This window comes from Nonomuraea sp. NPDC049158, assembly GCF_040648335.1.
GTDB lineage: Bacteria > Actinomycetota > Actinomycetes > Streptosporangiales > Streptosporangiaceae > Nonomuraea.
Map to the genome: position 1 here is coordinate 102,952 of NZ_JBEZDM010000005.1, position 25,487 is coordinate 128,438.

Consider the following 25,487-nt stretch of genomic DNA (forward strand, 5'->3'; position numbering starts at 1 on the left):
CGTCGGGACTGATGGGGAGCATCCTCTAGCTAGGGCAACCCCCCGATACACTTGGAGCACCGCATTCGCTTTGGGGGGTCCTCTCGGTGTCTGAGTTCGACACAGTGCTCGTCGTCGACTTCGGCGCGCAATACGCGCAGCTGATAGCCAGGCGGGTCCGTGAGTGCCACGTCTTCTCCGAGATCGTCCCCTCGACGATGCCGGTCGAGGAGATGCTGGCCAAGAAGCCGAAGGCGATCATCCTGTCCGGCGGGCCCTCCTCGGTCTACGCCGAGGGCGCCCCCGCCGTGCCCCAGGGGCTGTTCTCGACGGGGGTGCCGACGTTCGGCATCTGCTACGGCTTCCAGGCCATGGCCCAGGCGCTGGGCGGCGAGGTCGCCCAGACGGGCGTCGCCGAATACGGCGGCACCGACCTCGACGTGCTCAGCGAGGGCGTGATCTTCGCCGGGCTGCCCGCCGCGCAGAAGGTCTGGATGTCCCACGGCGACAGCGTGGCCACCGCCCCCGAGGGCTTCACGGTGACCGCCTCGACCCAGCAGACGCCCGTCGCCGCCTTCGAGGACACCGGGCGCGGACTCTACGGCGTGCAGTTCCACCCCGAGGTGCTCCACTCCGAGCACGGCCAGGCGGTGCTCAAGCACTTCCTCGACGCGGCGGGCTGCCGCCCGACCTGGACCATGCTCAACATCGTCGAAGACGCCGTCGAGGCGGTCCGTCAGCAGGTGGGCGACGGCCGCGCGATCTGCGCGTTGTCCGGCGGCGTCGACTCGGCGGTGGCCGGCGCGATGGTCCAGCGCGCCATCGGCGACCGGCTGACCTGCGTGTTCGTCGACCACGGCCTGCTCCGCAAGGGCGAGGCCGAGCAGGTCGAGCGCGACTTCGTCCGCGCCACGGGCGTCAAGCTCCGCGTCGTCGACGCCGCCGACCGCTTCCTCAAGGCCCTCGAAGGCGTCAGCGACCCCGAGGAGAAGCGCAAGATCATCGGCCGCGAGTTCATCCGGGTCTTCGAGGACGAACAGCGCGCCATCATGGCCGACGGCCCCGTCGACTTCCTGGTGCAGGGCACGCTCTACCCCGACGTGGTCGAATCCGGCGGCGGCACGGGCACCGCCAACATCAAGTCGCACCACAACGTCGGCGGCCTGCCGGATGACCTGCAGTTCACGCTCGTGGAGCCGCTGCGGACCCTGTTCAAGGACGAGGTACGCCGGGCGGGCGAGGAGCTCGGCCTGCCGACGGCGATGGTCTGGCGCCAGCCGTTCCCCGGCCCCGGCCTCGGCATCCGCATCGTCGGCGAGGTCACCCGCGAACGCCTCGACCTGCTGCGCGAGGCCGACGCGATCGCCCGCGAGGAGCTGTCGCGCGCCGGTCTCGACCGGGAGATCTGGCAGTGCCCGGTGGTGCTGCTGGCCGACGTGCGGTCGGTGGGTGTGCAGGGGGATGGGCGTACGTACGGGCATCCGGTGGTGCTGCGGCCGGTGACGTCCGAGGACGCGATGACGGCCGACTGGTCGCGGGTGCCCTATGACGTACTGTCCCGGATCTCCACCCGGATCACGAACGAGGTCCGCGACGTCAACCGGGTGGTGCTCGACGTGACGAGCAAGCCGCCGGGCACCATCGAGTGGGAGTAACGCCGCAGCGCTAATGCGGCTGCGTGCCTGCGAAGCCAAGGTCATGCCGACCGCCGGATACCCAAAGCAATCGGTACATGTGTTCGATGTCGGGGATGACGGAGGGCTGGTTGGGACACTACGCTGGCGGCGTGGGCCAGGGGGATGACAGGGAACGCGCCGCGACGGTGGCGCTGCTTTGCCGCACCTCCACCGAGAAGGGCGAGCGCGAGCTCGTTCAGCAACTTACCGAAGGGGCTTCAGCCGCGGCGCTGCTGCGCGAACGCCTCGCCCCCGTCGACCTGTTCTCCGATCCGGTTGAGGAAGCGATAACCCAGGCGAAGGACGAGATCGCTTCCTGGGAGCAAGGTGGCATCCAAGTCATCGCCTTGGGGGATGACCATTACCCGCACCGACTGCGGGATGTGTTCGATCGGCCCCTGCTGCTGTTCGCCCGCGGGACGGTCCTCGAGGAGGACGACGGGGTCGCCGTGGTCGGTTCTCGAACGGTCTCATCGGAAGGCCGGTTGATAGCGGCGGAGTTGGCCACGAGGCTCGTGGAGCGCGACCTCACAGTGGTTTCAGGTCTGGCCGCCGGTGTCGACACTGCCGCACACCGGGCAGCGCTCAAAGCAGGCGGCCGGACTGTGGCCGTCATCGGCACCGGGATCTGTCGACATTTCCCGCCAGAGAATCGCGACCTCCATCGAGAGGTTGCCGCGCAAGGCGCCGTATTCTCCCAGTTCTGGCCGGACAGAGCACCGGACAAGACGACGTTCCCCCTGCGCAACGGCACGATGTCGGGCTACAGTTTGGCGACGATCATCGTCGAGGCCAGCGAGAGAAGCGGCACCCGTATCCAGGCGCGCAAGGCTGTGGAGCACGGTCGGCCGGTGATCTTGATGCAGTCGGTGATCGATCGCACTCAGTGGGGGCGGGTCGCGGCAGGCAAACCCGATGTCCACGTGGCTCAGGACGCCGACGAGGCGATGACCATCGTCGACGACTTGCTGGACCGTCCCAAGCAGCTAGAGGATTTCCTTTCCAGGATTGGCTGACTCATTGGCGGAGACTTTTTCCGGGCTCCGGGAGATGATTCGCGAGCGACTTGGCGCGATCATGACAAATCCTCTCCGGATACCGAACGTCACATGCGATGTCTGTACAGGACCTGTCTCCTCGCAGTACACGAGGTGCTACCGCTGCAGTGTGGATGCCCGCCGGGGCGATGTGCCTGTCGCACGGCGCGTCGTTCCTTTGACCTACGCTGTCGTGGGCACGCAGGCGGATCGGGACATGTACCGCTACAAAGATCTAATTCCTGAAGCGCAGCGGATCCGCAACCCCTCTTATCAACGTCTACTCCTTCTCCTCATCGGATTCGCCGATGCCCATGCATCGTGCCTCGATATCGTTACGGCCAAGCCCGTCAGTGGCATGGCGGTGGTCCCCTCGCTTCGAGGGCGTGCCGGTGCTCATCCCCTCACTGCCTTGGCGGCCGTACTTCCAGATCATTGGGCACGGTTAGGACTCCAGGCCGCCCATGGCATTCCTGAGGCGCAGCGGCGTGAGGCGCGCTCTGATCACTTCATCGTGCTCGATTCGGCGGCTGTGGCCGGCAAGCACATCGTCGTGCTGGAGGACACTTGGGTTCAAGGCGGCCACGCGCAGTCCGCAGCCGCCACGCTCCTGCTCGCGGGAGCTTCGGAGGTGACCATCGTGGTGGTCGCACGCCGCATCCGCACCGACTTCCAGAGGTCGCTTGTGGAAGCATCCCTTCAGCGGATTCTCGCTGACCGGGAGTACTCCCTGGACATCTGTCCCGTCACAGGCGGCGACTGTCGACTGCCATCGGTGACGTCCTAGGCCTGGTCGCGCAGGACGTGCTGTCCCGGATCATGAGCGAGGTCCGCGAGGTGAACCGGGTGGTGCTCGACGTGACGAGCAAGCCGCCGGGCACCATCGAGTGGGAGTGACGCCGCACGTGCGCGCGTCCCGTGGTGTTAGCGCATCAGCCAGGCCTGGTCGGCGGAGTCCCGGCACGTCCACTGGATGATCCATTTGCCCGGCTTGCGTTCGGCCTTGCCGACCGCCAGGCACATGTCGGTGGCCCGGTTGCGCAGTCGCTGGTGCTCGTCGTAGATCCATTCCTGCTCGGACCCGCCATCGGTGCACGGCCACTGGATCGCGTACTTGCCCTTGACCTGGACGCCGCGGGCGATCGCCAGGCACATGCCGGTCTTGGCGTTGATGACCTTGCGCTTACGGTAGATCCACTGCTGGTCCTTGTTGGTGGAGCAGGTCCACTGGATGACCTTCTTGCCGGCCCGCACTTCGCTCTTGCCTACGGCTAGGCAGAGTTCGGTGGCGGCGTTCATCAGGCGCGACCTGCTCGCCCCGCTCGCCCCGCTCGCCGCCGAGGCGGGGGCGGCGGTCAGGGACAGCGCCATGACGGCTGTTGTGGCGATGGCGAAAAGCTTCTTGGGGGTGGCGACCATGTCGATGACCTTCCTGAGAGGTGTTGATCGCTATGACGCGCACAATTCCCGTTTTGTTGCGACAACTGGTAGCTCTCATGGGGACTTCGCGGATGGCCGCTTCGAGTCCCTCAGGCTCGGCGTTCTCCCCGGGGAGCAAGGTGGCCGCCTTGGAGGGATGACCCTTACCCGCACCGAGCGGCCCTCTGCCATGCCGAGGCTGACGGTGGTCGCGCGGGTCGCGGCCTCTCGCATGGCCTACAGCTTCTGGCCGGCGGCAGCAAGGGGTTTTCGATGGCGGCCATTTACCAAGGCCGAAAACCGTACAGTCCCTCGGCCGGTGTCGGCCCGGTGGCCGTACCGGCTAGAGAGAGCCGGATGCCCGGCTGGGGGGCATGTCCGGTTCGGCAGGTGTGGCCCCGGCGAAGTGGCGGGGCCACACGCAGGAGGCGGTCAGTATCGTTCGGCGAGGTTGGAGTTGATCTCGGTCAGGGCCAGGGTGTTGTCGGTGTAGCGGATCGTGTTCGGCAGGACGGGCAGCGCCAGGGTGGCTGCCGTGAAGCGGTAGGCGTCGGCGACCGTGTGGAGGCCGAGCCGTTCGATGGTGATCGTGTGGATGGCCGTGCCGGCGTTGATCCGGTGAGTGGCCAGGTTGAGCGCGGTGGCCAGCAGTTCGGCCCGCAGCGTGCGCGGCTGCAGAACCGGCAGCGTCAGGACGGCCGTGGCCTCCGCCTGGGACAGCGCCCCGTCCGGGGTGCTGCCGTCGGCCCCGTCGAAGCGGGTGTCCGTCGCCTGGACGCGGGCCAGCACCTCAGGGGTACGAAGGTCGCCGCGCAGCGCCCAGACCGTGGTGAGCTGTGGGTTCTTGGTGGGAGCCGGTTCGGTGACCTGGGTGGTGGCTTGGGCGGTGGCGGGGGTGAACGCGCAGCCGCTCTGCCCGCCGTACCGCAGGGCGGCCTGGACGGTGAGCGGCCCCGGCGGGGTCAGCAGGCTCGGCCGGGCGGTGATGGCGACGCTGCCCGAGGCGTCCGGGGCGAGGGTGCCCACGGTCCAGGTCAGCGTGGTGGTGCCGTCGGCGTTGCGGGTGACCGTTCCGGGGCGCGGGCCGGAGCCCTTGTCCAGCGCCTGGCTGTAGTACAGGCCGGCGGGCAGCGTCTGGGTCAGCGTGGCGCCGGTCGCCTGGGCGCTGCCGGTGTTGCGGTACGCCAGCGTGTACGTGATCGCGTCCCCGGGCTCGGCCGACGGCGTCGCGGTCTGCGACAGGGTCAGGACCGGGGCGTGGGCGGTGGTCGAGGCGGTGGCGGTGTTGTCCGCCAGGGTCGCCTCGACCTCGGGCCCGCCGGCGGCGTTGCGGCCGGAGATCTTCACGCTGTTGGTGAGCGTGCTGCCGTCCACCGCCGTACAGGGAACCTGGTAGGTGAAGGTCTCGGTGGCCGGCAGGGCGCCGACGGACCTCGTGATCGGCTCGCCGCTCGGCGGCGTGTCGGTGAGGGTGACCGAGGAGGCCTCGTTGGCGGACTTGTTCGTGCCTCGCACGGTGTACGTGAGCGTGTCGCCGGTCTGGGCGTCGCTCTTGTCCACGGTCTTGGTCACGGCCAGGTCGATGGAATGGACGCGCTCCAGGTCGGCGGCGGTGAGTTCGTCGATGGCCTGGCCGTGCGCGCCCTCGGAGAAGTATCTGCTGCTGGTGAAGTCGAACTGGAGCCGGTCCCAGTCGGTGTGGCTGAGCAGTGTGTCGCCGGGGCTGGCGGTGGCGCATTCGTTGCCGTAAGCGGGGATGAGGTTGACGTCCTCGGTGGCGTGGTCGGAGTAGGAGCCGTCCTCGCCGGCCCAATGGATGGCCCTGTTCGCCGGGTGGTTGGCGGACTTACCGCCCACGCCGTGGATGATCAGTCGCGAGCCGGCACGAGCGAGCGCGGGCGACCTGAGCTCGTCGAGCCCGCCGTTCTCCCTCAGCGTGTCCGTGGCGACCGTGGCCAGGTCCAGCGGGCGCGTGGTGTCGACGTCGGGGAACTGGTACAGGTAGTTCATCACGCTCAGGTAGTTGGGCTTGCAGTTGTGCAGGTCGAGGTCGCCGTTGTCGAAGCGGCCGCCGTGCCCCAGGCCGAGCGTGTGGCCCAGCTCGTGCAGGAACGTCGACTCCTCGGCCACCTTCCTGCCCCCGAGGGTGTTGATCAGCGGGGTCCCGAGGCCGTCCACCGCCACCACGAAGTCGTTGCTGCCGCGCTCGTCCAGCTCCGCCATTCCCGAGTTGAAGGTGGGCAGCGCGTGGATGAACATCCCGTACCGGAAGTGCAGCCGCTTGAACAGCATGATGTCATTGCACAGCGGGCTGGACCTGTCCTGCGCGGTGCCGAAGTGGCCGGTGGCGGTGGGACCGCACGCCCGCTCCGGGTTGCCGAGCTTGAGGTCGTCGAAGTCGTCCAGAGTGCCGGTGAGATGGTTGTTGAACTCCAGCGTGGCGACGTACGGCACCGCCTCGTCGGCCAGCAGGTGCAGCCCGATACCCGTCCGCTGCTGATTGTTGATCACGGGCGCGTTGTTGAAGACACCCTCGACGTCCTGCAGCACGCCCGTCTGCGGGTTCTCGCCCGTCATCCAGTCCACCTCGACGTAGACGTCCCTGCGCGCGGCGTCCGCGCCCGGTAGCGTCAGGTCGACCACGTTGTCGTTGTTGAAGTCCAGGCCCCGGTACTCCTCGTAGTCGGTGAACCCGTCCCCGTCGGTGTCCGCGCTGGGGTACGGCGTGATGTCCACGCAGACCTGGACCGAGGGCTTCGGGTCCGGCCCGAAGATTCCGCCGCCCGGCTCGCCGTTGCCCGCCACGCAGCCCGTTGAGGAGGTCAGGTCGCCGGTGACGGTGCCGTGGATGAGGTTCACGGTGAAGCGGGCGTACGGGTCGTCGTGGCGGGGTGAGGCGTCACCCCAGTCGTCGGGGCTGGTGTCGTCGTGGTCCTTGATCAGGACGCTGATCTTCTGCTCGGTCTTGGTGGTCGGGATCTGCTTGGTCAGCGACCAGTTCGGCGCGACCTGGACCTGGTCGTCCGGAGCTCTGGGGGTGGTGTAGGTGTCGAACCCGTCGAAGGTGATCTCGGCGTAGAAGTCCGGAGCGCTCTCGCCCGCGGCCTCCAGGCCCTCGTTGCGGCACGGGTCCACACAGTTCACCAGGAGCACGCGTAAGGTCAGCGGCTGGGTGGCCGTCTCGGCCCTGACCGGCGGCGAGGTCACGAACACCCCGGCCAGAGCCACGACCAGCGCGACCGCGTAGCGGATTGCTGGCTTGATCTGCATGCGGCCACTATCAGCGGCCACCGCGTGAGCCGCATGAGTAGGCGGTACTCAGACACGCGAGACAAGCCTCAAGCCACAAGCTGGCACCCCAATCGCGCATGAGCCGTCCAGACCTGAGAGCGTGGGTCGGGCACGTCGGTGACCGGCCAAAACATGAAGGTTTCTCTGGTTGTCGCCGTTCGGCACCCGTCTTCTTGACACATCGTTGTCACGATCATGGTGACAGATGGTCAAGTTTCGCTCATTCCCTGTTATGGTCGCTTCTTGTCCTGGTTTTGGGACAACCTTTACCTAAGGAGGACCATGAGGAACACTCCGAGAATCGTCGCTGTCACCACGGTGCTCGCGGCGGTCACGGCTCCCTTGCTGGCGCTTTCGTCTCCGGCGATGGCCGAGCAGCCCGCCAAGACCGTCCAGTCCGCCCAGAACCTGCCGCTGAGCTGGCTCTCCCTCCAGGGACTCACCGAGTCCGCCCACCTGCAGCGCATCAAGCAGTTGCTGGGGACGGGCTACGTTCCCTCGGCGTTGAGCGTGACCAACGCGGCCAACCCGGAGTACACCTCCGTATGGATCAAGGACGCCACCCGCAAGGTGAACGTCCTGCAGGACCTGTCGGTCACCGACCTGCCGAAGCGCATCACCGAACAGCAGAAGCTGGGCTTCCAGCCCACCATGATCACTGGTACGGGTGCGGGCACGGGCGCCATCTTCGCGGCGGTCTTCGAGAAGACCACGCGCAAGCTCCAGTCCAAGACCGACCTGACCAAGGAAGCCTTGGCGACCGTCAACACCCAGCTCGGCGCCGCCGGTTACCAGATTTCCTCACTGGACGTGTACGGCACAGCTGAGAAGCCGCTCTACACGGCCGTTTGGGCTGCCGGGGCTGTCACGGGAACCCTCCACGTGACCACCGGCCAGACCGTGGAGCAGCGCGGCAAGGAGCTCCTGGCGCGGGCGAAGCAGGGCCTGCGTCCCGTTGCCATGGCCGTCGAGCCCGGCAAGCTCTACACCACCGTGTGGGGTACGGGCAGCTCGGCCGGCCTGAAGGAGTATCTGCAGCTGTCCAGCGTGACCTACAAGCTCAAGTCCCTCGAGTTGAAGGGGCTGGGCTACCACCCCATCGTCACGAACGTCGAGGACAACGTCTACGCGGCGATCTGGAGCAAGAACTAAGAGTTCGGTGGCCGCCGGGTGGTCGATCTCGGATCGAGAATTCCGCCTGGCTGGGTGCTTCCGCGTTCTGGGAGACGGCCGTAGGTCGTCGCCCGGCCGCTGCTGCCTCCGGATGGACTCTTCGGCTCTACCTGGAGGGGAAAGGCTCAGGGCCATGGGTACGGGCTTTGGACCAACTCGTACCCGTGGCCCTGGTCTGCTCTACGGCCATCGCCGATACCGTGCAGTTGAGCCGGCCTTCGTGTTCGGCCCCGGCAGTCCGGGCGGTCAGGTTGCCCCGGATCTCCTCCAGGCGGTGCCGCCGACTCAACCCTCAAAAGCGGACGATTCGCCGAACTGATCTTGCTGGAGCTCAAAGTCATGAGGACCGGGTCAATGGCGATGATGAGTGGGATTGGATCTTCGGGCGCGTTCCCGGGTGCCGGCGTTTCAGACCGAGTCGACCAACTGGCGTGAGGGCCCATATCCGATCTTCCAGTCCGCGCAGTAGCCGATGAGCCCGTCGGTCGTGCATCGGACCGCGATGCTGACCCAGCGGATGTCCGAGGTCGGCGTGTCGTCGTAGAACGAAAAGCCGACTGCCGTCTCGAACTGGTCCGAGCCGCAGGTGCACTCGACGAAGTAGTTGGCTTCGGCCTCTTCCTCTGTTGTCGGCCAGTTCTCTTCGCTGTCGAGCATGTAGGTGGTCTGGTCGCATTGGGCGCATGTGCGGCGCACGCATGTCGAGGATTCGTCGGTCTCGAGGACGAAGACCTGACCTGAGCAGTGGGCGCAACGTGCCGCAACCACCTGATGCGCGACGTATTCGTTCGGCTCGACGCCGATATAGGTGACCAGGTCATTGATGTCGTCTCCGACCCAGCTGTCGTTGATCTTCCTGAGCGTCACATAAGCAAGGTAGCGGGCGCCCTCCGGCCGGTACGTCCGCTGCCGCCCTTTCGTGCGCTCCTTCGTCCAAGCTCTTGTGCCGACACGCCAGGGTGTGTCGGCCATCGGGTGTTCACAACGCGTTCACCAAGAGGGTGCGGCCGTGGGCGGGGCCTTCCACGGCGTCCACATAGACGCGCGCGACGTCGGCCGCCGGTGTACCAGCGGCGGGGTCCATGCCCAGGTCGAGGAGGGTTTCGCGCACCCAGCCAGGGCTGACGGTGTTCAGGCGGACACCTCGCGGCATCTCGATCGCGGCGGCGTGTACGAACGCCTCCAAGCCCGAGTTGACCAGGTAACCGAGCGAACTGCCCGGGATGGGCTCCGCGAACCGTCCGCTGGTGAGCGTGACGGATCCGCCGTCCCGTACGCGCGTGAGCGCTCGCCGGACCAGGTTCACCTGTCCGATCAGCTTCCCTTCGAGCCCGTCGCCCCAGAAGTCCGCGTCCGAGCGCGTGTCCAGTGGTGACAGGCCGCCGCTCGCCGCGCAGCACACCACCGCGTCCACTTGGCTGACCTGCGAGAACAGGGCGTCGACCGACGCGGTGTCGGCCATGTCCACGCGTACCGGGCCTCGGCGCGCCGCGCGGACCACCTCGTGGCGGGCCTCCAACGCCTCGGCGACCGCACTTCCGATGGTCCCCGTCGCACCGATCATAATGATCTTCACTGGTTCTCCCGAAAAGGTGTCCGGAGACCAGGCTGCGGCCGACGGTACGTCCCATCCAGCCCTCCGCCGGGGGTACACCTGACAGGTGCAGGCTCCACGGCCGCTGGTTCGCGACACTGGGATATATGGACGTACATGGTGAACTGGGCGAGTTCTTGCGGTCGAGGCGGGCGCGGCTGCAGCCCGAGGACGCCGGACTTCCCACGTTCGGAGGACGTCGCCGGGTGCCCGGCCTGCGGCGTGAGGAGCTGGCTCAGCTCGCCGGGGTGAGTGCCGGCTACTACACCCGCCTCGAACAGGGCCAGAGTCCCAACGCCTCCGACGCCGTGCTCGACGCCGTCGCCCGGGTCCTGCGCCTGGACCAGGCCGAACGCGCCCACCTCTACTCACTGGCCCGGCCCAAGGCGAGGACCCGGCGCCGGGCGGCCAAGCCTGAGCAGGTACGGCCGGGCGTACGGCTCATGATCGAGTCTTTCGGGGACGTGCCCGCACTGGTCATGGGGCGCTTCCTCGACGTCCTGGCGTGGAATCCGATGGCGCACGCGCTGCTGGCCGGGCACCTCGACTTCGACGCCCCGAACCGGCCCGCCGAACGCCCCAACATCGCCCGCATGCTGTTCCTCGACCCCCACATGCGCGAGCTGTACGGCGACTGGCCGCGCAAGGCGCGCTCCACCGTCGCCGATCTGCGGCTGATCGCGGGCCGCTATCCCGGCGCTCCGGGCCTGACCGGTCTCGTAGGCGAGCTGACGGTCGGGAGCCCGGAGTTCGCGAAACTGTGGGCCGCGCATTCTGCTCCGGGCCGCGGACTGGTGAAGCTCGGAGAACGGTTACGGCTTCTGCCCGGCCCGGTCGACGACGCCCACGACGGTGCGCGTGAACGCCAGCCAGACGGTTCCCTTCTCGATGCTCCACTCCACGCGAGGGGGACTCGGAACATACTTGCCGTCCTTGATTTTGAACTTTTTGACTCCCGGCTGCGGATATCGCTCCTCGTGATCCGCCAGCGCGGTCTCGCGCCTGCCTCGGAAGGCGTACGTCGACGGGTCCAGCAGGACCTCGCGTTTGAGCCACTTGTCGGAGACGCGAGAGACCGACAGCGCCGGACGACCCTCGTCATCCACCGCCGACTCGTTCACCGTCACGCCGGAGAGCTTGGCCATCGCCTTGAAGATGGCGGCCTCCTGGGCCGGCGGGGGGACGTTCTGCTGCAGGGTCACGGCGAACCGCAGGAAGATCCAGTCGTCCTGATCCGCGTCCGGCACAGCGTGGATCTTGCGGAACTTGGCCAGCAGTTTGTCAGGGTCGGTGGGCAGCGCGGCCACCATCGCGTAAGTGTTCTCCGGCGTCCGATCCCCGGGGTTGGTGGTCATCAGCTTGCCACGCACCATGTAGCCGACCCGCTTGCCGTCGGCTCGCGTCCAGAACTCGTGGATCTTGCTCGTCAACGGCGTCTGCGGCGTGAGCCGCTTGCCCAGGATGTCCTTTTCATGGCTCCGCACGCGCATCTCGGTGTAGATCCACTGATCGTCGCGTGGCGGCGTGAAGTCCTTCTCCTGTACGGTCGCCGCGATCCTGGTGAGCACCACCTGCGCGTTGGCAGCGGGGAGTGTCGGCTGTCCCTCTCCTCCTCCCAGGGACTGGAACACGGTCGCCCCCGTCGCGATCACCACCGCCGAGGCGGCCACCGCCAGCGCCCGCATCGCCCACCGGCGTTTGGGGCGGGGCCTGGCGGCTCGCGCCAAGAGGGCGGCCCTGGCCGCTGACTGCGCGGCGGGCGAGGCGGGCCGCGGGCGGTCCCAGGCCTCGCGCAGCGTCTCCAAGTCGTTCATGATGCGTCCTCTCCCAGTACGGCCTGGATCTTCCTGCGGGCCCTGTGCAGCCGTGAGCGTGCCGTTCCTGCTGGAATGCCGAGCGCGCTGCCCGCCTCCTCGGAGGTGAACTCGGCCCAGGCGATCAGGAGCAGCACATCCCTGTCACCGTCGGCGATCTCGGCCAGGGCCTGGGCGAGCCGGGATTTGCGCGCGCCCGCGTCCACCACCCCGGCTACTCGGTCGGCGTGGTCCTCCATGGGTTTTTCCGTGCCTGCTTTGGCCAGCGCCCGGTACTGGCGTACTTCGGCGCGGCGGTGCCGGGCGATGAGGTTGGAGGTGATGCCGTACAGCCAGGGCCGCGCGTCGGGGCGCGCGAGGTCGTAGCCGGTGCGTTTGTCGAAGGCGATGAGAAACGTCTCCGCGGCGATGTCGTCGGCTAAGGCGCTGTCCAGCCTGCGTGCGGCGTAGTCGTGGATCTCGGGGTAGTAGCGGTCGAAGATGGCGGAGAACCGTTCGGGCTCCCCCCACGACTGTTCGATGATCACGGCATCGCCGACCTGCGCGGGCAGCGCCCGTGACATCGCGATCACCTCTCGGTCCTTGGGTTCACACCTCTCCTTCACCGATCGAGCGGGAAGTGTTCACGACTGGCGTGAAGCGGCTTTGACGAAGGCTTGTAACAGTGGGTCATGGTGTGTGACCATCAGCGACATGCTTCACAAGAACACCGCTGTAACGCCGCGCGAGGTCCTCGACCGGATCGCCGGAAAGTACGCGATCCAGATCCTGGTGGCGGCATCGGACGGGCCGGTCAGGTTCACCGACTTGGAACGACTCATCGAGGGCATCAGCCGCCGGATGCTCACCCTGACGCTGCGCGCTCTGGAACGTGACGGCCTGCTCGAACGTACGGTCTACGCCACGGTCCCGCCCATGGTCGAGTACGCGGCCACGCCCATGGCGTTGGAGCTCCACGAGGCGATGCTGACGTTCACCGACTGGTCGATCAGGCACAGCGCGAGCGTGGCGGAGTCCCGCGAGCGCTATGACGCGCGCCACGCGGCCGCCGGCTGACGAGCTAGACCGGCGTCTCCACCTGGTCGGCCGAGGCCGAGGCCGGTTCGCGAGGGGGCAGGCGCCGGACGAGCCGGCCGATGGAGGCGATGAGCAGCGGGACCAGCAGGACGCCGATGAGGATCGGTGAGGCCATGTACCGGAAGTCCTGGGCGGAGATGTTGGCCAGGATGGCGAGCTGTTGCCCCACCACCGGCGCCGCCACGGCGATCACATAGCGGTTGCGCTGTGCCAGCGCGCCCAGGGCCACGGCCAGATAGGACAGGTAGCACCAGAACGCGCCCCGCCACAGCAGCCAGTCGTACTGCGGCTGCTCGGCGGTGGCCAGCCACGAGCTCGCCGTCTGGTAGAGGCCCTGCGACATCGGCCTGAGCGAGTAGACCCACCGGCCCTGGAAGTCGGGCACCTTGTTGGGTCCCACGTAGGTGTCGGCGTTCGGGCGGAGGGAGAACCGGTAGGTGCGCCCGCCTTCGACCGTGTCGTCCCCGAACACCTTCCAGGCGATCGCGCCCCGGCACAGCCTGGTGTCGACCACCATCGCCGGCTTTTCGAGGAGCAGCCGTTTCCAGAGGTCCAGCAGCTCACTGGCGTGCGCGTCGGCCTGCGGCCAGCTGAAGTCACGCCGCCAGATCAGCGGGTTGATCGTGTAGCAGTTGCCGCCCTCGGTCCACCTGGTCAGTGGCGCGACGGCGGTCATGAGCGTCTTGTCCTGCTCGGTGAACAGCTCCGGATGGTCCCGGTACGCGACGGCGATGTCGCCGAAGGCCGTGTGGTAGACGTACGTCTTCGACGGGGCCGCGATGCCGAACTGGGGGAACAGCAGGTTGTTGAGCAGCAGCGGGATGGCCGCCGCCACCGTGCCGACCAGCGCCAGCCGTACGCGCATGGCCGAGACGACCACCAGCAGCACGACGATGGCGACGCCCACGATGAGGAAGCCGTTCGCCCGGAACAGCCCCAGCGCGGTCATCAGCAGGCCCAGCCCGAGCAGTCTGCGATAGGTGACGGTACGGTCGGCGGCCATCGCGGCGCAGGCGGCCGCGATCGCCACCGCGCAGATCGTGAACGGCACGTCCTTCCAGAGCGTGACCGTGAACGCGCCGGCCGTGGGCACCAGCGGCAGGAGTACGGCCACCACCGTCGTCGACCTGCGTGGCGCGCCGAGGTTCTTGAGCGCTTCCGTCAGGTAGGTGAGCGCCGCCGCCATGGCCGTGGTCTGCAGGAACGTGACCGTGCCGAGGTCACCGGTGGTCCTGAAGCTGAGCCACAGCAGCGAGTCGTAGAGGACCGAGTGGTCGCCCACCCAGGGACCGACGAGGGTGTGGCTTAGATAGAGGACCGAATCGCGGCTGAACAACCCGGGATAGAACGCCGCCCACCAGCAGGCGAGAACGGCCTGAATAGCGACGAACGTCCCGAGTGGCACCCATCGCCGGCGCTTGGCGATTTCGATCTGCATAGCTCCCGATCCAGGCGGTTCAGGGGTAGCTCACCCCGGCTTCCATCCCCTTGCCGCGCTCCAGCGTCGGCACGGTGACGAGGTGGTAGCCGCGCTTCTTGAGTTCCTTGATGATCGCCGGCATGGCTTGTACGGTCTGCGGCACCACGTCATGCATGAGTATCACGCCGTCGCGCTTGGCTAACCTGAACACGGCCGCCTTGATTTTCGCTACGTTACGCAGCTTCCAGTCGAGTGTCGTACCGGTCCACAGCACCTGCGAGAGGTTCTGCGACCCCGCCAGGCCCAGCACCCGGTCGTCGGTGGCCCCGTACGGCGGGCGGAACATCTTCGGCAGCGTCCCCGTCTGCTCCTTGATGAGTTCCTGAGTGTTCTGGATCTCGGCCAGGATCTCGTTGTCGAGCAGCGTGGGCAGCGACGGATGCGAATAGGTGTGGTTGCCGATGGCGTGGCCTTCGGCGGCTTCCCGTCTGACGATGCTCGGATATTTCTCCACCTGCGCGCCCACCAGGAAGAAGGTGGCTTTGACGCGTTCCTTTTTGAGCAGGTCGAGCAGCTTCGGCGTATGGACGCTCGGGCCGTCATCGAAGGTCAGGGCCAGACATTTGACCCGGCTGCAATCGATCTCCGCGTGAGCGCTCGTCGCGGGGAGCGACGTCATCGCTAAAGACGCCGCAAGTATGCCGTGAATCACCACATGCGCTAGCTTATGGCCAAAGTCGACGCTGGAAGACTCTTAGATCGTTCCCATATATGACGCGGTGCGCGGTACGGGACACCTCCAGGGCGAGCCGGTTCTCCGCCGCCCAGTCCTCGATCGTGGTGATCGGCACCGGGTGGATCCACTCGCGGGCGACGATCAGATCGTGGATGCGGCAGGCGGCGTTGCGCCACAGGGGCCGCGCGCTCATGTCCGCGTACACGAGCAGGCCGCCGGGCCGTACCGCGGCGCAGGCCCGATCGAACACCGCCCGCTGCGCCGGAATCGGCACGTGGTGGATGACGTCCTGCATGTGGACCACGTCGTAGGAGCGGGCCGGCCACGGCGAGCGGGCGTCGCGGTGCTCGAAGCGCAGCGTCGAGCCGCTGTCGCGCAGCCGGACGGCCATCCGCCCGGCCAGCCCGATCGCGACCGGGCACGGGTCGAAGCCGTGCCCCTGGACGCGTTTCCCGCGCGCCGCCATGAGGCCGAGCATCAGCCCGGAGCCGCACCCGATGTCGAGCACGCTCGCACCCTCCGGCACGTACCCGATCGTCTCCTCGAACGGGCAGGCCAGCACCCGCAGCCGCTGCTTGAACCGCAGGGCCCGGGGCGCGTCCGCGTACAGGCGCCGGGCGTCGTCGAGCAGCAGGCTCCGATCGAGCGACACGGGGATCTCCTAATCCTCGCGGCGGGCACGCAGGAACAGCGTCACGCCCCTGAGCGAACCGACCGGCAGGCACCTCTCCAGCCTGACGATCGCGGACAGGCCGGCGTTGACCAGCGGGGACACCGGCCGCAGGTGGTCGCTGCCCGTGGACGAGTGCCGGCGCCGGGCGATCAGCGGGCGCAGGAGCACGTTCCAGCTCCACAGCCGCTCGACGCGCAGGCCCGCCTTCTCGACCACGCCGGTCAGCGAATCGCGGCAGTAGCGGCGTACGTGGCCGACGGCGTAGTCATGGGCCGACCACAGCGACATGTCGCAGGGGACCGCGATCAGCGCCCGCCCACCTGGCCGCAGCACCCTGGCGATCTGCTCGGTGGCCAAGTAGTCCTCCTCGATGTGCTCCAGCACGTCCAGGGCGGTCACGAGGTCCACGCTCCCGGACTCGACCGGCAGGTCACGCGCGTCCGCCTGTACGGCCCGGAGCCCGCGACCCCGGGCCACCTCCACCGCGAGCTCGGAGCAGTCGGTCGCGGTCGCCTCCCAGCCCTCCTCGACGAGGACCAGGGTGTTGCCGCCACCGGCCGCGCCGACGTCGAGCGCCCGGCCGGGCCGCAGGCGACCTACCTCGGCACGGAGGATGGCCCGGCGCTCCCGGTACCACCAGTGGCCGTCTTCGAGCGCGGCCATGCGGCGGATCTCTTGTGCGCGCATCTCTGTCATTTCGTTGGGGCCCGCCTTGGGAAGACCCACCGGTCCAGTGCGGCGAAGCGCAGCAGGGTGAGCAGGAAGTACGTGCCGACGGCGGTGGTCGCCTCGGACAGGCGACCGCCCGGTGACGGCAGGCCGAGCACCGCCATGGTGGTGATGGCGTAGTCGGCCAGGAAGGCCGGCGCGGTACGGACGCGTGGGGCCGTACGGTGACCGCCGAGCACGTTGACCGTCCAGCGGCGGGCCTCGGCGCCGGCGAAGCCGGTGAGCAGCAGCGCGGCGAGGTTGGCCGCCGCGGCCGGCCAGTGCTCACGCAACGGGAGATAGAGCAGCGCGTAGAGGAGCGTCGAGAACCCGCCGATCAGGGCGAACGACCCCAACCTGGCCAGCGTCACCGCGCGCGGCCGGGCGACGACCGCGTCCGGATGCGTGGGCGTGGGCTCCGTCTCGTTCGCCACCTTCAGCGCCGCCTTGCCGGTGGACATCGACCGCGCCACCCTGGCCAGCCCTCTGAGGTCCTCGAGCGCTGTCCTGATGATGCGGACGCGCGAGTCGAGATCCTCGACCCAGTCCACCGCCACCTCGTGGACGCGCAGGCCGTTGTGCTCGGCCAGCAGGAGCAACTCGGTGTCGAAGAACCAGCCGTCGTCCTCGACGCGGTCCATGAGCGGCCTGATCACGTCGGTTCTGGCGGCCTTGAAGCCGCACTGGGCGTCGCTGAAGCCGACGCCGAAACCGTACCGGAGCAGGGCGTTGTACCCGCGCGAGACCAGCTCCCGCCGCAGCGACCTGCGGGTACGGGCGCCGCGCGCGAGCCGGGTGCCGATCGCGACCTCGGAATGGCCGCTGGCGAGCGCGGCCACCATCGGGAACAGCGCGCCGAGCCCGGTCGACAGATCGACGTCCATGTACGCGACGATGTCGGCCGGGCTGTCGCGCCAGGCGGCCTTCAACGCCGCACCACGGCCCCTGGTCTCCAGCTTGCGGGCGTGCACCTGCGGGAACTCGCGCGTCAGCCCCCGGGCGACCCGCCAGGTGCCGTCGATGCTCCCGTTGTCGACGATCGTGATGCGCCACGGCAATGGGAAGGAATCGCCGAGGAACGCGTTGAGCGTCCTGATGCAACCGGGCAGTGCCTTTTGCTCGTTGAGCACCGGAATGACGATGTCCACGGTCGCCAAGGTGGCCGGTTCGCCGAGAACGGCCGGGCTCCTGTCCATGGCGGAACGCGTGTTCATCTGAATGGTGGCGCGGAGACCCGGTCCTTCAGGGGCTGGGAGGAAGCGCCACCCCTCCTCTCGAAACAGTATGGAAAGACTTGGTCACGTTCGGTAATATGTGCGGTGGGTGAGGGCACTGTGACAGGGGGTGCGCGATGGCGATCCGCCGCTCCGCCACCAAACGCGACGGCCTGCCCACGATCGTGCAACTGCGGCTCACGACCAACCCGGTCCAGACCGATGCGCTGGCGGCGGCGGTGCTGCTGTGTAATCAGGCGGCCACTGTCGTTTCTCGGCTGGCCTGGCAGCACCGCACGTTCGCCGTGGTGAAGCTGCATCGGCTGGCCTATTACGAGGTGCGCGGGCAGGTGACCGGGCTGGGCGCGCAAGCGGCCGTGCAGGCGATCGCCCGGGTCGCCGGCGCCTACGCCAACCGGCGTTCCAGCAAGAAACGGGCTCACATCTTCCGTCCGCAGGGTGCCGTCCCCTACGACGCCCGGCTGATGAGCTTCCATCGTGACGCCCGGACCGTGTCGCTGTGGACGCCCACCGGCCGCGTCATCGTCTCCTACACCGGCCGGCCGGAAGATCTCAAGGCCGTGGATACGCTGCCAGTGGGGGAGGCCGATCTGGTCTGCCGACGCGGAGTGTGGCTGTTGCAGGTGGCGCTCACCCTGCCCAAACCAGTAGTACGCGAGCCGGTCGGCGGCTTTGTGGGGGTGGATCAGGGGGTGGCGAACCTGGCGGTCACCTCCGATGGTGCGGTGCTGCCCGGCCCGGCGCTGCCGGGGCCGGTCGGCGGTAACGGCCACGTCCGTACCCTGCGGGAGCGGCGCCATCGCCAACGTCGTCGGTTGCAGAAGAAGGGCACGTCTGCGGCGCGGCGGGTGCTGCGTCGTCTGTCGGGGCGTGAGCATCGGATGATGACCGATCTCAACCACCAGATCAGCAAGTTTGTGGTGCGTGAGGCCGAACGCACCGGTCGTGGTGTCGCCCTGGAGGATCTGCAAGGTATCCGCGGGCGGGTAAGGGCTCATCGGTTCCAGCGGCGCACCCTGCACGGCTGGGTGTTCGCCCAGCAGATCGCGTTCACCCGCTACAAGGCCGCGCGAGCCGGGGTCGCCTTCGTGCTGGTCGACCCCGCCTACACCTCGCAGGCGTGTCCGGAGTGTGGGTGTGTGTCCAGGGCGAACAGGCTGGCGCGGGGCCGGTTCGTCTGCACCGGGTGTGGCCTCGCTGGGCACGCCGACCACATCGCGGCCCGCAACATTGCCGCACGCGGCATTGCGGGCTGGGCTGCCATCAATTAGCCACACGCTACCGGCCTCCCTTCACCCAGACGGGACCGCGAGAGCAAACCACCAGCTTCAAACGGTGGTAGTTGATACGGGAATGCTGCTGCGGCCGTCCATTGATGCGCGGGCTGTTTCTCCGCACCATTCTTGGAGTAGGGCAGACTTTTACCCGGCGCCGAGTTCGTAGACCGAGCACTGGCCGCTGCGGAAACGCAGCGTCGCGAAGCCATCAAGGGCCGTGTCATTCTCCGTGAACGCCCATTTGACGCCATATTCGCGTACGAGCCGCGCGACATTCTCCGCCGACGGCTGCCGGAACATCGCGTCGTTCGCCGCCAGCCGCGCCTGGTCCGCGAACGGCAGGGCCAGGTAGGAGATGCCGAACGGCTCACTTCGCGACATCGTGCTCTGGGCGTACGCCCACCCCTCCACCAGCACCCGCCGCTCGCTGTAGGCGGACACCCAGAAGTGGCGGCTGTCGCACACCTTCCAGCCGACGGGCCGGCAGTGCGCGTCGGTCGCCACCACATCGTCGGGCGAGGAGTGATCCCGCAGCCACCGCCCGGCCTCCAGCGCACCCTGCGGCACCATGCGCACGGGCGGCGGCGCCGCAGGATGGCTCGACGGCCCGACCCCTTGGGCCAAGGTGGCCGGCACCGCGTAGCCGGTGAGCAGCGCGACCACCGCCAGCACTACGGGTCCGCGCCGTTCATGCTGCGGCGCGAACGCCACGGCCCGGCGCCACAACGCGATGACCGCGAGCGCCACGGGCCCGCGCCACAGCGCGACGGCCGCGACAACCGCTGCCACGAGCACGAGGTAAGGCAGTGCGAGGGGAAACAGTCCGTGGACCGGTATGTCCGGTCCGAGCAGCGCCCGGACCCCCACGGCCAGCCCGGCCCCCAGCGCCACCCACCCCTTGGCGGTGGCGAATCCGCGCTCCCGGCCCAGCGCCGCCATCCCGGCCACGGACGCGATCGAGAGGTACGGTCGAGCGCCCTCCAGGAAGTAGTACTGGCTGGCCGACGGATGCCCCAGCAGTACGACGCCGCCGATGCCCCCCGCCCCGATCCCGACCAACAGCAGCATGCCCGGATCCCGCAGGACCGCCCGCCTGGCCAGCACGCCCAGCAGCCCCGCCCACACGCACGCCAGGCAGATGAGGTGAATCCCCGTCAGCCCGGCCATCGGCCACACGGAGGCTCTGGCAACCTGCTTGGGTCCGAGGTCCATCACCAGTCCCCATACCGGCCGCATGCTCGCGAACGGCGCGAGCACCAGCCCCTGCCGCTGACCCCCGAAGACCACGAACTGCGCGAACGCCAGACCGGCCAGCATGATCCCGATGCCCACGAGCGCGGGCCGCGACCACCGCTCGGTCAGCGTGCCTCTGACGCCTACGAGCGCGGGCCGCGACCACCGCCCGACGACCAGGACGAGCACCAGCCCACCCAGCAACAGCGGCAGGAAGGTCGCCTTCGCGCCGGTCAGCGCCACCGACAGCACCCCGACCAGCACCCACCCGCCCGCTCCGGTCCACTCCCGGCGCAGGCAGCCGACGAGCACCAGCACCACAGGGACGCAGAGCAACGCCCCGAACGTCTGCGTCGGACTGGTCCACACCGTGAACATCGACCGCGAGGTGAACAGATTGCTCGCTCCCCGGTACAGCTCCGGGCTGACGGCGAAATACGTCACGAAGACCGCCGCCACGCCCGCCCACCACTGCCCGGTCACCCGCCTGGCCAGCACCGCCACCAGCACGACCATGGCCGCCATCATCGGCAGCATCGACAGCCGGTAGAGGAGGGTCTGCGGTTCGATACCGGTGACCCAGCTGGTGGCGGCCATCTCGGCGTAGACGTACCAGTGGTAGGACAGCGGCTCGCCCAGGACCGTCGGGACCGTCGGGGGCATGTGGTGCTTGAGCTCGCCGAGCAGGGCGAGGTGGTAGGGCATGTCGACGTAGGGAGTCGCGTTGCCGGGCCAGGTCAGGCCGTGGCCCCCGTAGAACGACAGGGTGCTCCAGACGACGAGATAGCAGACGACCCCCGCCAGGGCCCACGCGCACCAGAGGGGCATCCACTCGCGACCCGCCGTCCCGGCTCCCGTCCCCGGGCTCGCTCCCGCTCCCGTCCCCGGGCTCGTCCCCGGTCCCGCGTCTGGTCCCGGTCCCGATCGCCAGTGTCGTCGTAGCCGGGGTACGGCGATGAAGGCGGCGATCACCGTAACGGGCCAGAGGAGCACCAGCAGCGGTAGCCCGACCGTGCGCGCCAGGATGTAGGCCAGCACCTCGACCGCGTACCCCAGTGCCAGGCCCGCCGCCAGCTCCTCGGCGAGCGGCCCGCGCCCCCGTGCCAACGCCCGCCACAGCAGCGTCCCGGGAACCAGCACGCCGACCCCGATATAGCCCCCGAAAGCCGCAATATCCCGGACGGAAACCCCGCGCCAGACGAGCGCCGCCACGGCCACCAAGCCGACCAGCCCCACCGGCACCCAGCCGGACCACCTCCGCCGTCCCACCACCGGCGAGGTCACCACGCTCTTTGCCGCCGTGATCGTCATGCAGTCGCCACGACCTCGTCCGCCGTGATCGCCACGCCTTTTGCGGCTGTGATCGTCATACGGTCACCACGCCTTTGCCCGCCCTGATCGTCATGAGATCACGGTCACCAGACGGGTGAACTCGGCGGTCAGGTCCACTCCATCCCAAACCCGGTGAAAGCTCAGCGCGCTCCCGACCGGCACCATCCGATCGACCCCCCGCCCGCCCAGCGCCCCCGCCAGCAACTCCAGCTCGGCCGGGACGAACCCGAAGTGCGTCATCGTCTGATCCCGGCGCTCCACCAGCCGAGCCAGCTCGCCAAGACCATCGAGCCGGGCGTGCGCGAACGTCCCGGCGCCCAGCCACCGTCGTGGCGCCGCCTCGGGACCGGCCAGGGTGACGCTGGCCAGCGCGTTGCCGTGGAAGTCGATGGCATGGGCGTCGCCGTCGGCGGCCAGCCCGTACGTGGCCACCCTCTTCTCCACCGCCATCGCGGCGTCCACGGACCACCCCCGCTTGGCCACGGCCCGCGCGAGCCAGGCGGTGAACTCCTCGCGCGCCACGTCGCAGTCGCTGGCCGTGCCGACCCAGTAGACGGTGCGCGGGGACGAGCAGGCCGCCTGGTCGAACCAGTAGGCGTCGTTGGCGAACCCCTCGGCGACCGCCCCCCGCGTGGCGGCCGACGCCGACAGCCAGGCCGCCGCCCGGAGCACCGCGAACGACGTACGGTCGGGAAAGGTGAGGTCACGCGCGTGCGGGGCGAGTGGATGGCGGCGGATCTCGCCGACCGCGGCGTCGCCGCCCCAGATGACCCGCAGGTCGCACGCCGCCGACAGGGCCGCGGTGATGGCGTCGGAACGGTCGTACGTGACGATGCGCTGCGTGGCGGCCACCACCGGATCGGCGTCGGCCAGCGACTCCCGCAGCGTCCGCGTGATCGTCTCGGCCACGGCGCCCGCGCGCGGCGACAGGCGTACCACGTTGCGGTTGCCCATCAGCGCTGAAAGCGCCCAGGAGTAGACGAAGACGGTGTCGACGTTCGCGGGCGGGACGTGGAACACCAGGCCGCGCGGCGCCCGCAGATGATCGCCCCGGGGTCCGTCGAGAAGCCGCGTGAGCTCGCTGGGCCGCAGGAAGAAGCCCAGCGAGGCCAGCTCGGGATGGCGTCGCGCCAGCTCCGGACTCAGCAGGCGCCTCCCGAACCCGGTGAGGAACCCACGGATCCGCTCATCACCCACCGCGAGCGGCTCGCCCCCGGACACCTGCCCGATCAGCGTCTCAACCGACATATCCCGGCAATCCGGGAACCTGACCCCCAGTTCGGACGAGAGCTCGCTCATCACGCCGCCGACCGCGCCGAGGTGTCGCTGCAGCCGCGCGCCTCCGCCCTGGGCAGCCGCCCGAGCACCGAGAACCGCTTGCCCGGCCACACCCCGTCGTCCACCCCGTGCACCACGCCGAGGTCCTCCGTCAGCAGCACGTGCCCCGGATAGGACGTGGGCAGCGTGCTGACCACCTCGATCAGCCCCGGCACGCCGGGCGGCGCCTCCTGCCACGTCTCCGGATCGCGGATCACGACATCGGCGAAATCGGGGCAGTAGAGCCCGCCTCCGTCCGGCCCCTCCAGGAACACGGTGCCGATCTGCTCGACCATCCCGTAGAAGTCGTGGATGCGCCGCAGCCCGCACTCCTCGCCCAGCCGCCGGCGGAACGTGGCGTTGTCGACGGCCTGCTCCGCCAGCCGTTTCCAGCCCCCGGAGTGGATCAGCACCCCTTGCGAGAGGTCGAGCTCACGCAGGTGCGACCACACCATGAACGTGAACCCGAAGATCAGGTAGGGCGCACCACCGTGCCGGGTGAGAAAGCCCTTGACCGCCTCGGCATCCAGCCCGCCATCCTCGTCGAGCACGAAGGTGTGGTCCCTGCCGAAGTGCATCATGCCGAGCACGCCCGCCCCGCGAGCGCTCAGCGTGGCAGCGCGGATCGCCGAACGGCTGTCGACGATCAGCATCGGCAGCCGCCGCTCACCCAGCACCGCCCGCAGCGTCGCTGCCAGCATGCGCGGCTGCGTGGCCGCCGCCTCGCGGTCGAGATAGACGCGGCTGGGCCGCTGCCCGGTCGTCCCGCTGGAGGTGAGCACCCTGAACACCGCGCTCTCCGGCACACTGCGCAACTCGTGCGTCTTGAACAGCCGCACCGGCAGCCACGGCAGATCCGCCACCCGCTCGTAGGGCCCGACCGCCCCGATCGCGTCCAGAATCCGGCGGTACGGCAGGCACGCCCGCCGATGCCGCTCGGTCAGCGCGACCAGCTCGGGCAGCAGCGCGGCCTCCTTCGCCTCCTGGGACAAGGTGAAGACGCTCATGTACGGGCCTCCAGAGCGGGATAGTCGATCTTCCCGGTGCCGAGCAGCGGCAGCCGGTCCACGCCGCGTACGTCGAACCCGCTCCAGTGGAGCCGCAGCTCGGACCCCAGCCGCCGGGCCAGCGTGGTGCATCCGTCGGCGTTGAGGCCCTCGGCCCAGACCGTGACCCGGTCGTCGCCGCTGGTCGCCGCGACGGGCCCGCGGTCGCGGAGCAGGCGTTCGATGTCGTCGAGGTTGACGCGTACGCCGAAGACCTTGGCGATGCGCTTCATCCGGCCGGTGATGTAGAGGAAGCCCTCGTCGTCGAGGTGGCCGAGGTCGCCGGTACGCAGCACGCCGCCCAGGTCGTCGCCTCTGGCCAGGTCGTCGGCCGTTTCGGCGTAGCCCATCATCACGTTGGGGCCGTGGTAGAGGACCTGGCCGTCATCAATGGTCAGGCGGCCGCCGGGGACGGCCAGGCCCACGGAGCCGGGCTTGGCGGCCAGACGGTCATGGGGGAGTACGGCGATGCGGGCGGTCGCCTCCGTCTGGCCGTACATGACGAGGAAGCGCTGGGCCTTGGCGGCGAACTCGGTGATCAGGTCGGGCCGCAGCCGCCCGCCCGCCTGGGTCATGGTGATGAGCGCGGGGTGCTCGACCGGGTCGAAGCGGAGCTTGCGCAGCATCTCGTACTGGTAGGGGACGGCGGCCAGTGAGGTGCAGCGGTGCTCGTCGAGCATGGTCCAGAAGGACCGTTCGAGCAGGCCCGCGTCGGTCAGCACCACGGTGGCGCCCGCGGCGAGGTGGCTGTTGAGCACCGACAGGCCGTAGCTGTAGTAGAGCGGGAGGCTGGTCGGCGCGATCTCGTCGGGCCCGATGGCCAGGGCGGCGGCGATGGCGTGGGCGTTGGCCGAGATGGCCGACCGCGACAGTCGGACGAGCTTGGGGTTGCCGGTCGAACCTGAGGTGGCGAGCAGGACGGCCAGGTCCGGATGGGGCTCGGGGGTGCCGCCGCGGGCGCGTCGCAGGCCGTCGGCGGCCCGCGTGAAACCGAGCAGGGCGGCGGGCTTGAACCTGGCGGCCAGCTCGGCCAGCGCGCCGGGCGGCAGATCGGGGTCCAGCAGTGCGATGGGCCTGCCCGCCTGCAGCGCCGCGAGGTAGCGCAGCACGGACGGCAGGTCGTTGCGCATGCCGCAGAACACCGGGCCGGGCGGCAGCGCGGCCAGCGCCTGCCTGGTGCTCGCGATCCGAGCCGCCAGGTCGTCACCGGTGAGCACTCCCGGCTCTCCGGCGACGACTATCCGCGCGTCCGGATGCGGAAGGCACAGCGGTGTCTGCGCGTCCGGGTGCGGAAGGTGCTCCGGTGTCCGTGCGTCCGGGTGCGGAAGGCCCTCCCGAGGAGTCAGGTCCTCGCCGATATGCGGTGAGGGACCGTCGGCTGGGTGGGGTGCGCCGGAGTGTCCGGAGTGTAGGGAAGCGTTCATGAAAGACCGCCCGTCCATCGTGTCGG

The 25,487-nt window shown here is 68.9% G+C and carries 22 protein-coding genes and 1 pseudogene; 8 read left to right on the forward strand and 15 right to left on the reverse strand.

The features are described 5' to 3' along the window. The first annotated feature begins 86 nt into the window (after positions 1–86). The 4 genes from guaA to AB0B61_RS13375 all read left to right on the forward strand — a co-directional run bounded on the left by guaA (position 87) and on the right by AB0B61_RS13375 (position 3,589). Entirely contained in the window at positions 87–1,634 is a 1,548-nt protein-coding gene (gene guaA, locus AB0B61_RS13360; protein ID WP_358431510.1) for a glutamine-hydrolyzing GMP synthase, read from the forward strand. A 131-nt stretch (positions 1,635–1,765) separates the two neighbouring features. After that, positions 1,766–2,671 (forward strand): DNA-processing protein DprA, encoded by a 906-nt coding sequence (locus tag AB0B61_RS13365; RefSeq protein ID WP_358431511.1) that lies wholly within the window; start codon positions 1,766–1,768, stop codon positions 2,669–2,671. Between the two features lie 238 nt (positions 2,672–2,909). Next, positions 2,910–3,479, forward strand: a complete 570-nt coding sequence (locus tag AB0B61_RS13370) for a hypothetical protein (protein ID WP_358431512.1) — start codon at positions 2,910–2,912, stop codon at positions 3,477–3,479. 17 nt (positions 3,480–3,496) lie between these two features. Next, entirely contained in the window at positions 3,497–3,589 is a 93-nt protein-coding gene (locus AB0B61_RS13375) for a hypothetical protein (RefSeq protein WP_358431513.1), read from the forward strand. Between the two features lie 27 nt (positions 3,590–3,616). Here AB0B61_RS13375 and AB0B61_RS13380 read toward each other — a convergent pair whose 3' ends face one another. Both AB0B61_RS13380 and AB0B61_RS13385 read right to left on the reverse strand, forming a co-directional pair. Further along, positions 3,617–4,111 carry an RICIN domain-containing protein gene (locus tag AB0B61_RS13380; protein WP_358431514.1) on the reverse strand — a complete coding sequence of 165 codons (495 nt, stop codon included), beginning with the start codon at positions 4,109–4,111 and terminating at the stop codon, positions 3,617–3,619. Positions 4,112–4,543: 432 nt separating this feature from the next. Further along, positions 4,544–7,381 (reverse strand): hypothetical protein, encoded by a 2,838-nt coding sequence (locus tag AB0B61_RS13385; protein ID WP_358431515.1) that lies wholly within the window; start codon positions 7,379–7,381, stop codon positions 4,544–4,546. Between the two features lie 303 nt (positions 7,382–7,684). Between AB0B61_RS13385 and AB0B61_RS13390 the strand changes: the two genes are divergently transcribed. After that, on the forward strand, positions 7,685–8,554 hold the full coding sequence (locus tag AB0B61_RS13390; protein ID WP_358431516.1) for a hypothetical protein: 870 nt from the start codon (positions 7,685–7,687) through the stop codon (positions 8,552–8,554). Between the two features lie 429 nt (positions 8,555–8,983). On the opposite strand, the gene AB0B61_RS13395 is transcribed toward AB0B61_RS13390, so the two are convergent. Together AB0B61_RS13395 and AB0B61_RS13400 are read right to left on the reverse strand one after the other, a co-directional pair. After that, positions 8,984–9,442, reverse strand: coding sequence for a hypothetical protein (locus tag AB0B61_RS13395; protein ID WP_358431517.1), 459 nt, complete (start codon positions 9,440–9,442; stop codon positions 8,984–8,986). Positions 9,443–9,554: 112 nt separating this feature from the next. Further along, positions 9,555–10,151, reverse strand: a complete 597-nt coding sequence (locus tag AB0B61_RS13400; protein ID WP_358431518.1) for a short chain dehydrogenase — start codon at positions 10,149–10,151, stop codon at positions 9,555–9,557. 125 nt (positions 10,152–10,276) lie between these two features. On the opposite strand from AB0B61_RS13400, the pseudogene AB0B61_RS13405 reads away from it, so the two are divergent. After that, a pseudogene (locus AB0B61_RS13405) lies at positions 10,277–10,897 on the forward strand (helix-turn-helix transcriptional regulator); the annotation flags it as partial. An 84-nt stretch (positions 10,898–10,981) separates the two neighbouring features. Here AB0B61_RS13405 and AB0B61_RS13410 read toward each other — a convergent pair. Further along, entirely contained in the window at positions 10,982–11,983 is a 1,002-nt protein-coding gene (locus AB0B61_RS13410) for a CU044_5270 family protein (RefSeq protein ID WP_358431519.1), read from the reverse strand. Continuing rightward, positions 11,980–12,546, reverse strand: a complete 567-nt coding sequence (locus AB0B61_RS13415) for an RNA polymerase sigma factor (RefSeq protein WP_358431915.1) — start codon at positions 12,544–12,546, stop codon at positions 11,980–11,982. The genes AB0B61_RS13410 and AB0B61_RS13415 overlap by 4 nt, the downstream gene beginning before the upstream one ends. A gap of 130 nt (positions 12,547–12,676) precedes the next feature. Between AB0B61_RS13415 and AB0B61_RS13420 the strand changes: the two genes are divergently transcribed. Then, positions 12,677–13,039, forward strand: a complete 363-nt coding sequence (locus AB0B61_RS13420) for a helix-turn-helix domain-containing protein (protein ID WP_358431521.1) — start codon at positions 12,677–12,679, stop codon at positions 13,037–13,039. 4 nt (positions 13,040–13,043) lie between these two features. Here the strand turns inward: AB0B61_RS13420 and AB0B61_RS13425 are convergent, their stop codons facing one another. Genes AB0B61_RS13425 through AB0B61_RS13445 form a run of 5 tightly spaced genes read right to left on the reverse strand, consistent with a single transcriptional unit; the run spans position 13,044 to position 17,811 of the window. Next, positions 13,044–14,498 carry a hypothetical protein gene (locus AB0B61_RS13425; RefSeq protein WP_358431523.1) on the reverse strand — a complete coding sequence of 485 codons (1,455 nt, stop codon included), beginning with the start codon at positions 14,496–14,498 and terminating at the stop codon, positions 13,044–13,046. Between the two features lie 19 nt (positions 14,499–14,517). After that, complete coding sequence (locus AB0B61_RS13430) at positions 14,518–15,195, reverse strand: polysaccharide deacetylase family protein (protein ID WP_358431524.1); 678 nt, start codon at positions 15,193–15,195, stop codon at positions 14,518–14,520. A 10-nt stretch (positions 15,196–15,205) separates the two neighbouring features. Then, the gene (locus AB0B61_RS13435) at positions 15,206–15,868 is read right to left on the reverse strand and encodes a class I SAM-dependent methyltransferase (protein WP_358431525.1); all 663 of its coding nucleotides are present in this window, start codon (positions 15,866–15,868) and stop codon (positions 15,206–15,208) included. Positions 15,869–15,877: 9 nt separating this feature from the next. Continuing rightward, on the reverse strand, positions 15,878–16,576 hold the full coding sequence (locus AB0B61_RS13440; RefSeq protein WP_358431526.1) for a class I SAM-dependent methyltransferase: 699 nt from the start codon (positions 16,574–16,576) through the stop codon (positions 15,878–15,880). 5 nt (positions 16,577–16,581) lie between these two features. Then, the gene (locus tag AB0B61_RS13445; RefSeq protein ID WP_358431528.1) at positions 16,582–17,811 is read right to left on the reverse strand and encodes a glycosyltransferase; all 1,230 of its coding nucleotides are present in this window, start codon (positions 17,809–17,811) and stop codon (positions 16,582–16,584) included. A gap of 137 nt (positions 17,812–17,948) precedes the next feature. Between AB0B61_RS13445 and AB0B61_RS13450 the strand changes: the two genes are divergently transcribed. Next, complete coding sequence (locus AB0B61_RS13450) at positions 17,949–19,103, forward strand: transposase (protein ID WP_358431529.1); 1,155 nt, start codon at positions 17,949–17,951, stop codon at positions 19,101–19,103. Between the two features lie 150 nt (positions 19,104–19,253). On the opposite strand, the gene AB0B61_RS13455 is transcribed toward AB0B61_RS13450, so the two are convergent. From AB0B61_RS13455 to AB0B61_RS13470, 4 genes are all read right to left on the reverse strand, one after another. Then, complete coding sequence (locus tag AB0B61_RS13455) at positions 19,254–21,653, reverse strand: hypothetical protein (RefSeq protein WP_358431530.1); 2,400 nt, start codon at positions 21,651–21,653, stop codon at positions 19,254–19,256. Between the two features lie 90 nt (positions 21,654–21,743). Next, positions 21,744–22,922, reverse strand: a complete 1,179-nt coding sequence (locus AB0B61_RS13460) for an acyl-CoA reductase (RefSeq protein WP_358431532.1) — start codon at positions 22,920–22,922, stop codon at positions 21,744–21,746. Positions 22,923–22,972: 50 nt separating this feature from the next. Beyond that, complete coding sequence (locus AB0B61_RS13465) at positions 22,973–23,998, reverse strand: acyl-protein synthetase (protein ID WP_358431534.1); 1,026 nt, start codon at positions 23,996–23,998, stop codon at positions 22,973–22,975. Then, the gene (locus tag AB0B61_RS13470) at positions 23,995–25,461 is read right to left on the reverse strand and encodes an AMP-binding protein (RefSeq protein ID WP_358431536.1); all 1,467 of its coding nucleotides are present in this window, start codon (positions 25,459–25,461) and stop codon (positions 23,995–23,997) included. The genes AB0B61_RS13465 and AB0B61_RS13470 overlap by 4 nt, the downstream gene beginning before the upstream one ends. Positions 25,462–25,487 lie beyond the last annotated feature (26 nt).